5 protein-coding genes are annotated in these 7,366 nt (G+C 64.7%); 2 read left to right on the plus strand and 3 right to left on the minus strand.

The features are described 5' to 3' along the window. Positions 1-184: 184 nt before the first annotated feature. A complete protein-coding gene (locus tag AC4FAH_RS08835) occupies positions 185-1,618 on the minus strand; it encodes a Dol-P-Glc:Glc(2)Man(9)GlcNAc(2)-PP-Dol alpha-1,2-glucosyltransferase (protein WP_153636343.1) in 1,434 nt (477 codons plus the stop codon). A 264-nt stretch (positions 1,619-1,882) separates the two neighbouring features. Here AC4FAH_RS08835 and AC4FAH_RS08840 point away from each other — a divergent pair, with 264 nt between their 5' ends. Together AC4FAH_RS08840 and AC4FAH_RS08845 are read left to right on the plus strand one after the other, a co-directional pair. Continuing rightward, positions 1,883-3,613 (plus strand): proline--tRNA ligase, encoded by a 1,731-nt coding sequence (locus AC4FAH_RS08840; RefSeq protein ID WP_043331364.1) that lies wholly within the window; start codon positions 1,883-1,885, stop codon positions 3,611-3,613. A gap of 175 nt (positions 3,614-3,788) precedes the next feature. Then, positions 3,789-4,631, plus strand: a complete 843-nt coding sequence (locus AC4FAH_RS08845; protein ID WP_339842719.1) for a lytic transglycosylase domain-containing protein — start codon at positions 3,789-3,791, stop codon at positions 4,629-4,631. A gap of 141 nt (positions 4,632-4,772) precedes the next feature. On the opposite strand, the gene AC4FAH_RS08850 is transcribed toward AC4FAH_RS08845, so the two are convergent. Together AC4FAH_RS08850 and hslO are read right to left on the minus strand one after the other, a co-directional pair. Continuing rightward, the gene (locus tag AC4FAH_RS08850; RefSeq protein WP_043331365.1) at positions 4,773-6,332 is read right to left on the minus strand and encodes a phosphoenolpyruvate carboxykinase; all 1,560 of its coding nucleotides are present in this window, start codon (positions 6,330-6,332) and stop codon (positions 4,773-4,775) included. A 309-nt stretch (positions 6,333-6,641) separates the two neighbouring features. After that, the coding region (hslO, locus tag AC4FAH_RS08855; RefSeq protein WP_490245916.1) for an Hsp33 family molecular chaperone HslO at positions 6,642-7,366 on the minus strand (725 nt) is incomplete at its 5' end.

A 7,366-nucleotide genomic window follows, 5' to 3' on the forward strand; every position in this document is an offset into this window, starting at 1 on the left:
TCTCGCCCGACGAGCGCGAGGCTGCCTATGCCTGGGTCGCCGAGCCACCGCGTGGTGGCTCTGGCATCGGTGCTGGTGCCAATAAAGCCCCCGCCGGCCGTGATGCCCAGACCCCAGCGGCGAAACGCCAACAGGCCTGAAGCACCCGCCATCGAGTGAGCCCCCAAAACGCCCTGCCACCGCCTCATGGCAGGGTGCGCGTCTGCACCAATCCCGCCAGCAACAGCGCTCCCATCGAAACCGCCCAGAGCGTCATCGCGCGCTCCACTTCCGCTCGCTCTGCACAGCGCAGCAGCTGGAAGACCGTGACCAGGGGCAGCATGTAGCGCGTCTCGATCAGCTCACGCGTGCAGACCATCAATGCAAGCATCACCAACAGCAGGCCACCATGCCCCAGCCGCAGCGGTGCTCTCAGCCACCAGAGCGCCATGCTGGTGGTCAGCAGCATGGTCACCCACAGCCCCACCGGGTGCTCATTGAGCCATAACAGCCAGCTGTTGCGGATCGTCCAGCGCTGGAAATTGTAGTCATGCGTCACCTCAAAGCTCATCACCAGCATGACCCACACACCCGCCAGCGCCCCCAGCAGCAGAATGCCCCGCCATGGCCAGGCACCCCGGGTGCACAGACGGCATAGCAGATGCCGCTGACGCGGCAAGTCGGCCAACCACAACGGCAGAAACACCACGCCGATCACGCCCAGGTAATAGCCGAGATTGCCGGTGTGCCAACCGGCCTGATGACGCGTGGTATCGCCCATGGCAATGCCGTCGTTCCAGACGACAAACCCGATGAAGGCGGCCACTGGAATCACGGCCACCCACCACCAGCGCACGATCAGGCCCCACCAGACGGAAAGCTGACGCAACGGCGAGCGCAGCGGTGGTGCCATGCCGACAGCCTGCGACCGAACCCCTGGCTGCGCATGCGTCATGAACAGCAACAGACCGCCCCACAGCCCGAGCAGCACGATACTGTCCTGTCGCAAGCCGAGGCCGGCCAGGATCAACACCAGCAACAGCAGACGCCGCTCACACACCAGCGCGACGAGCTGCAGCGCGACCAGCACGATGATCCACGGGTCGGTATACACCAGCGCCAGATAGGGAAAGATGATCGGCAGCCATAGCCACTGCCAGCTCTGACGATTCGCCTGTTGCTGGGCGCCGCTCTCATCGAGCATGGGGTCCAGGCGCCGATAGACGCTCGGCAGCGCCCGCCAGACCATGCACGCCATGACACTGAAGCCGAGCAGCGACAGGCCCCGCACCCAGTTCACCGAGGGCATTTCAGGCCAGCGCCCGGCCATGGCGTCAGCCGCGAGGGGAAGATTGAGCCACTCCCCCAAGGTCTGGAGTGCCATCAGCGTCACCGCCATGGTGGCGTGATACAGGGTCAGGGTGGTCAGCTTGGGATGCTGGCTCCAGTCGCCGGCGAGAAACTGGCGAATCTGCGCGAAATGCACTCCCTCATCGACGAAAGGGATCGGCAGGCGAAGGCTCACCAGCCACAGGGAAACGCTCAGGCACGCCCCCAGTGCGAGCAACGCCAACCCCACCTTCAAGGGCCAACGATGTCTGGCGCGCGCGTATCCCATGCGCTGATCGAGTGACGACATATCCTTGTCTCCTTGTCAGGTCTCCCTGAGAAAGCCGTTCACGGCCCTCTCCAAAGGGAAATCCCGTGTCACCAGTATCGGCAGGCGGGCGCGGATTTTCCAGTCTGGCCATGCACTTTGCCCCTCCAAGGCTCGCGGCAGTACAATGCGCTCAGTCTGCTTCGCTGATACGCCTGTAAAAGGCGTGCCGAAGACCTGCCTGTTCATGCTTCGCGACTGCGAAGCGTACCGATCAAAGCGACAAGTCGAGGGATCGCTGAGCCCATGCGTGCCAGTCAACTGCTGATTTCCACTCTCAAGGAAACCCCGTCCGACGCCGAAGTCGTCAGCCACCAGCTGATGCTGCGGGCCGGTTTCATCCGTCGCCTGACCTCCGGCCTCTACACCTGGATGCCACTGGGCCTGCGCACGCTGCGCAAGGTCGAGCGCATCGTGCGTGAAGAGATGGACCGCTCCGGCGCCCAGGAACTGCTGATGCCAGCCGTGCAGCCAGCCGAGCTGTGGCAGGAGTCCGGTCGCTGGGAGCAGTACGGCCCCGAGCTGCTGCGCGTCGTTGACCGTCACCAGCGCGACTACTGTGTCGGCCCGACCCACGAGGAAGTCATCACCGACCTCGCGCGTCGTGAGCTGAACAGCTACAAGCAGCTGCCGGCCAACTTCTACCAGGTCCAGACCAAGTTCCGCGACGAGATTCGTCCGCGCTTCGGTGTGATGCGCTCACGCGAGTTCGTGATGAAGGATGGTTACTCCTTCCACCTGGGCGAAGAATCCCTGAAAGAGACCTATCAGGTGATGTACGACACCTACGTGCGCATCTTCACGCGCCTGGGTCTCGACTTCCGTCCCGTCATCGCCGACAACGGCTCCATCGGTGGCACCGGCTCCCACGAATTCCACGTGCTGGCCGCCTCCGGTGAAGACGCCATCGCCTTCTCCACCGGCTCCGATTTCGCCGCCAACATCGAGAAGTGTGAAGCGCTGCCGGCACCGCTGGGCGAGACGCCTGAGCGCGCGGCACCGACCCAGGAGATGCAGCTGGTCGACACGCCGAACGCCAAGACCATCGCCGCGCTGGTCGAACAGCACGGCCTGGACATCAAGAAGACCGTCAAGACGCTGATCGTCAAGGCGGCCGAAGGCGTCGAAGGTGGTCTGATCGCACTGATGGTGCGTGGCGACCACGAGCTGAACGAGATCAAGGCCGAGCACCTGCCGCAGGTCGCCGAGCCGCTGACCATGGCCAGCGACGAGGAAGTGCGCGCCGCCGTCGGTGCTGGTTTCGGCTCCCTCGGTCCGGTCGGCCTCGAGATGCCGATCATCATCGATCGCAGCGTCGCGCTGATGAGCGATTTCGGTGCCGGTGCCAACATCGAAGGCAAGCACCACTTCGGCCTCAACTGGGAGCGCGATCTGCCGCTGCCGGAAATCGCTGATATCCGTAACGTCGTCGCCGGTGATCCGTCACCGGACGGCCAGGGCGTGATCGACATCGCACGCGGTATCGAGGTGGGTCACATCTTCCAGCTCGGCACCAAGTACTCCGAAGCCATGAACGCCACCGTGCTCGACGAGAACGGCAAGGCGCAGCCGCTGTCCATGGGCTGCTACGGCATCGGCGTGACCCGCGTGGTCGCCGCTGCCATCGAGCAGGGCAACGACAAGGGCGGCATCGTGCTGCCGGAAGCCATCGCGCCCTTCCAGGTCGCCATCGTGCCGATGAACGCCCACAAGTCCGTGCGCGTCAGCGAGACTGCCGAGCGCGTCTATCAGGAGCTGACCGCCGCCGGTTACGACGTGCTGCTGGATGATCGTGATCTGCGCCCGGGCAACAAGTTCGCCGACGGCGAGCTGCTGGGCATTCCGCATCGCCTGGTGATCGGTGACCGCGGTCTCGACAATGGCGAGTACGAGTACAAGGGTCGCACCGATGGCGAAGCGACCATGATCGCCGTCGACAGCCTGCTGGACTTCCTGGCCGAGCGCAGCGCGAGCTGAACTCGAGCAGCCTGAGCCACTGGCTCACGGCTGACGCTATCGCAGTACCCAAGACAGCCCGCTCCTCTTCTCGAGGGGCGGGCTGTCTCGTTATCTGCCTTCCTAGAACATCCCATTACCGTCAACGCCGCGGTAACGGCATAATGGCGCCATGACTGATAAGCAGGGACTGCGCATGACCATCTCATCGATTTCCCCTTCAGCGCCGCCCGCAAAAGGCGCTGCAGGTGACACCCCACTTCGCCGCCTGCGCCCGTGGCTGGCCGCTGTCCTGCTGACGTTGAGCGCCGCGTCTACCGGACTGACAAGCCCCCCTGTGCAGGCCGCCGCCGCTATCCCCGAGCATGGGCTATCGCCGGGGCTGCGTGACAGCCTGCGCGAGGCCTTGGCCGAGCCCGAGGCCTTCGAGGACCCCATCGATGCCCTGCACTGGGTATTGAGCATGCAGCAGCGTCTGGAGCGCTACATGCCCGACCGCGCCGCGCGCATCGACCTGCTGCGCAAGGTGCGCCGCGAAGCGACGCGCACAGGCCTGGCGCCGGAGCTGATCCTGTCCGTCATCCAGGTCGAGAGCGCCTTCAAACCCACCGCGGTCTCCCACGCAGGTGCCCGCGGCCTGATGCAGGTCATGCCGTTCTGGAAGCGTGAGATCGGCGAGCCCGACGACAATCTGCTCGATCAGGACACCAGCCTGCGTTACGGCGCCACCATCCTTGCCCACTACCTCAAGCGCGAGAAAGGCGACATCACCGATGCGCTGGCACGCTACAACGGCAGCCTCGGCAAGACCTGGTACCCGGAGCGGGTGATGCGCGCCTGGACCACCCGCTGGTGGTATCAGGCGCCGGCACCCTTCGTCGCCGAACGCACGCCCGAAGGCCTTGTCGACACCGCTGCCGAAGACGCGTCACGACGCGCCGAGACCAGCAGCACTGAGCCAGGCCAGGAACCGCTCGCCGCCGAGGACACCTTCGACGGCCCTGCCAACCGCTCGCTGGCCGCCGGCGGCAGCCCCTGACAGGCCCGACAGCGCCTGACAGACCCGACAGCAGGTGATGACAGCAGCTGTTGACGAGAAAAGCAGCAGACACGAAAAAGCCTCGCCCGGAACACCGGGCGAGGCTTTTTGCTTACCGCTTGCGATCAATCCCGCTGATCGTCAGACCAGGGTCGGGCCTGCCGCGATGATCGCCTCATCCACGCCGGCGAACTTCTTGAAGTTCTCGACGAACTTGGCTGACAGGTCACGCGCCTTGCTGTCGTAGGCGGCGCGGTCTTCCCAGGTCTCACGCGGGTCGAGCAGGCTGGAATCGACGCCCGGCACGCGCACCGGCACATCCAGGTTGAGCACGTCGATGTGACGCGTCTCGATGTCCGCCAGCGCACCGTTCTGGATCGCGCTGATGATGCCGCGCGTGGTCGGGATGGAGAAGCGTGAGCCGCCCTCACCGTAGGAGCCACCGGTCCAGCCGGTGTTGACCAGGTAGACGCGTGAGCCGAAGGCATCGATGCGCTTGATCAGCAGGTCGGCGTATTCACGTGCCGGACGCGGGAAGAACGGCGCGCCGAAGCAGGTGGAGAAGGTGGCTTCGAGACCGGCGGTGGAGCCCATCTCGGTAGAGCCGACCTTGGCGGTGTAGCCGGACAGGAAGTGGTAGGCCGCGGCCTGCTTGCTGAGCACGGACACCGGCGGCAGCACGCCGGACATGTCGCAGGTCAGGAAGACGATGGCATTCGGCTCGCCGGCACGGTTTTCCGGCACGCGCTTCTCGATGTGCTCCAGCGGGTAGGCGGCACGCGAGTTCTGGCTCAGACGGTCATCGCCGTAATCCGCGCCACGACGGTCATCCAGCACCACGTTTTCCAGCACGGCACCGAACTTGATCGCGTTCCAGATCACCGGCTCGTTCTTCTGGGACAGGTCGATGCACTTGGCGTAGCAGCCGCCTTCGATGTTGAAGACGGTGCCTTCGCCCCAGCCATGCTCGTCATCACCGATCAGGTAACGCGCCGGGTCGGCGGACAGGGTGGTCTTGCCGGTGCCGGACAGGCCGAAGAACAGCGTGGTCTCGCCGTCGTCACCGACGTTGGCGGAGCAGTGCATCGGCAGCACGTCCTTTTCCGGCAGCAGGAAGTTCTGCACCGAGAACATGGCCTTCTTCATCTCACCGGCGTAACGCATGCCCGCCAGCAGGACGCGGCGACGCGCGAAGTTGATCAGCACGACGCCGTCGGAGTTGGTGCCATCACGCTGTGGCTCGCAGGTGAAGTGCGGCGCGTTGAGGATGGTCCACTCGCTCTTGTCCTTGGCATTGAAGCTGTCCGGACGCACGAACATGGTACGCGCGAACAGGTTGTGCCAGGCCGTCTCGGTGGTCACGCGGATCGGCAGGTAGTGCTCGAGGTCAGCGCCGACATGCAGCTCGGAGACGAAGCTGTCGCGCTCGCCGAGGTAGTCCTCGACGCGTTCCCACAGGGCGTCGAAACGCTCCGGGCTGAACGGGCGATTGACGCTGCCCCAGTCGATGGCGTCCGAGGTGGACGGCTCGTCGACGATGAAGCGGTCGTTCGGGGAGCGTCCGCTACGGGCGCCCGTCTCCACGACCAGCGCGCCGTTGTCGGCCAGACGTCCTTCGCCGCGAGCCACTGCCAGCTCGATCAGCTCTGCGCTGCTGAGATTGGTGTGAGTGGTCACCGCACTGTCTTGATGCTTGCTCATTCGCGTCTCCGCGGCTCAGGGCCGCCCTCTCTCTTGATGGCTGAAGCCAGATGCCCGAGGTACATGCCACAGGCTTATTTTGTGATCGATCGTTGCTGCCCGATCGCGCATGACGGCATGCCATGACACCGTCGATACCACCAGCACAGGGCATCCGGCCCTGTGCTGGCAAGGCATTATGGCAAAAAGGGTGTCGGGCGGAAACGCCCATTGTTGCAACACTTTGGCGCAGTCGCCGTCGCCTGACGGACGACGATATGTCAGACAATCATCATCCCCGTGGCCAGCCGCCGGCGCGTCGGGAAATGCTCAATGCACGACGGGGCTTTCGGCGTCAGGATCTTCGATGATCGCTTCCACTTCCGCGGCACTGAAGGAATAGCGGGTATGGCAGAAGTGACACTGGGTGGCCAGCTCGCCCTGCTCGGCGACGATCTGACGCAGCTCGTCGGCGGCGATGCTGTGCAGGGCAGCGCCCAGACGCTCGCGCGAACAGGTGCAGCCGAAACGCAGCGCCTTGGGTTCATAGATGCGCACGGTTTCTTCGTGATAGAGACGATGCAGCACTTCCTGCTGGTCCAGCGTCAGCAGCTCCTCGGCCTTGAGGGTCTCGGCCAGATGCACGACGCGCTCCCAGGCATCCGGGTCCTTGTTGGCGTCATCGTTGGGCAGCTGCTGCAGCATCACGCCGCCGGTGCGCTTGCCATCGGCCATCAGCCACAGGCGGGTCGGCAGCTGCTCTGACTGGCTGAAGTAGCTCTCCAGACAACCGGCGAGGCTGTCCTGATCGATGGCCACGATGCCCTGATAGCGCTTGCCTTCACGCGGGTCGAGGGTGATCACGATCTGCCCCTGGCCGACCAGCTCCTGCAGGCTGGACTCTTCCGTCGGCAACACCGCTTCATCGCTGAGGCGTGCGATGGCGCGCAGCTCACCGCCGGGGTTCGACTCGGCCATCAGCTGGCGCACGACACCGGTGCCGCGCACTTCCAGCGTCATGGTGCCATCGAGCTTGATGGTCTCGGTCAGCAGCG

Source organism: Cobetia sp. (assembly GCF_983723665.1).